At 75.1% G+C, this 1,558-nt stretch carries 2 protein-coding genes; both read right to left on the bottom strand.

Going from position 1 to position 1,558, the window contains the following annotated elements; all coding sequences use genetic code 11:
- The coding region (locus tag AC51EU_RS30405) for a lysozyme family protein (RefSeq protein WP_496270311.1) at positions 1-346 on the bottom strand (346 nt) is incomplete at its 3' end.
- 286 nt (positions 347-632) lie between these two features.
- The coding region (locus AC51EU_RS30400) for an aminoglycoside phosphotransferase family protein (RefSeq protein WP_496270310.1) at positions 633-1,558 on the bottom strand (926 nt) is incomplete at its 5' end.

Below are 1,558 nucleotides of genomic sequence, written 5' to 3'. Positions count from 1 at the left end.
CGCCGTGCGCGCCCTGCCGCGCCTCGTGCGCCAGCGCGGCGCGGGCGTCGGTGAGGTGCATCGGGCCGTAACCGCCCGACACACTGGGCGCGCCGCCATGGCCGTCCCAGCGCGACTCCAGGTACGCGACACCCAGCAGGACGTCGCGCGGGACGTGGTAGCGGGCGGCGGCTTCGGTGAAGGCCCGCTGGAGCGTGTCCGGGCCGTCCCCGGCGGTGTCCGCGGGCGGCGCGGCGGCCGAGAGCAGCGGCAGCAGCAGCGCCGCGGCCGCGACGGCGGCGGCACCGGGCCTGAGCCGGACGGGGCGGGTGGTTCTCTTCTCGTCTTCCGGTACGGACTCTTGCAAGAAAACCTCCTGGGACCGGGTGGGGGGAGCCGGGCGGGTGATGCGCAAGCGTTTTCCGGGGCCCTAGAGGTATCGGCTGGCCGACGATCCGTCAATCACTGTCCACACCACGGATGCCGCACGTCAGCGCCTCGTTCGCGGCGCCTTCCGCGGTGCGGGGGCCTGGCCTGCGGCGCGTCAGTGGCGTGGACCAATGAGCGGCCCGGGAAAGCCGCTCGGTCCGCACATGCCGGAGCGGCGCACCCGTGAGGGGTACGCCGCTCCAAGGGGCTTGACGGGGAGTCGGTCAGCGGGTGCCGACCGCCGCCCGCACCGCCCGCCGTGCCATCTGGCAGTCGTCGTGCAGACGGCGCAGCAGCAGCCGCTGCTCCTCACCCGCCCCGGGAACCACCGGGGCGCCCGGGGCCGACGCCGACGGGGCGGGCTCCCGCATCGTCCGCTGCACCGCGGACTCGTACCGCCGGATCTCGCGGGTGAGCACCAGCATCAGGTTCACCAGGAACGCGTCCCGTGCCGCCGTCCCCGCCGCCTGGGCGAGCTGGCTGATCCGGCGCCGCGCCACGGGGGCGTCACCGAGCACCGACCACAGCGTCGCCAGGTCGTAGCCCGGCAGGTACCACCCGGCGCTGTCCCAGTCCAGCAGCGCCGGACCGGCGGGGGAGAGCAGTACGTTGTTCAGCAGCGCGTCCCCGTGGCAGAACTGCCCCTGGGTGTGCGCGAGACCGCGCAGCAGCTTCTGGAGGTCGCCCATGTCCCGGTCGGTGAGCAGCCCCAGGTCGTGGTAGCGGCCGATGCGGCGGCCGTAGTCCAGCGGCGCGTCGAACAGCCCGGCCGGCGGACGCCACAGATTGAGCCGGCACACCGCCGTCAGCACGGCCCGTACGTCCGCCCGGGGCGGCGCCTCCGCCGGATGCCGCTGCGGCGCCGCCACCCGGCCCGGCATCCGCTCCACGACCAGCGTGCAGTTGTCCGGGTCGGCCGCGACCAGCCGCGGCACCCGGACCGGCGGACGGTGCCGGACGAACGCCCGGTACGCCGCTATTTCCTGCCGGAACCGGTCGACTCGCACCGGCGAGTGGTCCAGTAAGCACTTCGCGACCGCGTTCGCCCGGCCGGTCGTCCCCACCAGCAGGACGCACGGACCGCCGCGCCGCAGCACCTGGACGGGGTGGAACTCCGGGCAGATGCGCTGCACCAGGGCGACGGCCGCCC

Source organism: Candidatus Streptomyces philanthi (assembly GCF_059553635.1).
Note: the sequence above shows the minus strand (reverse complement) of the source record. Positions and strands in the feature narration are given on the sequence as shown.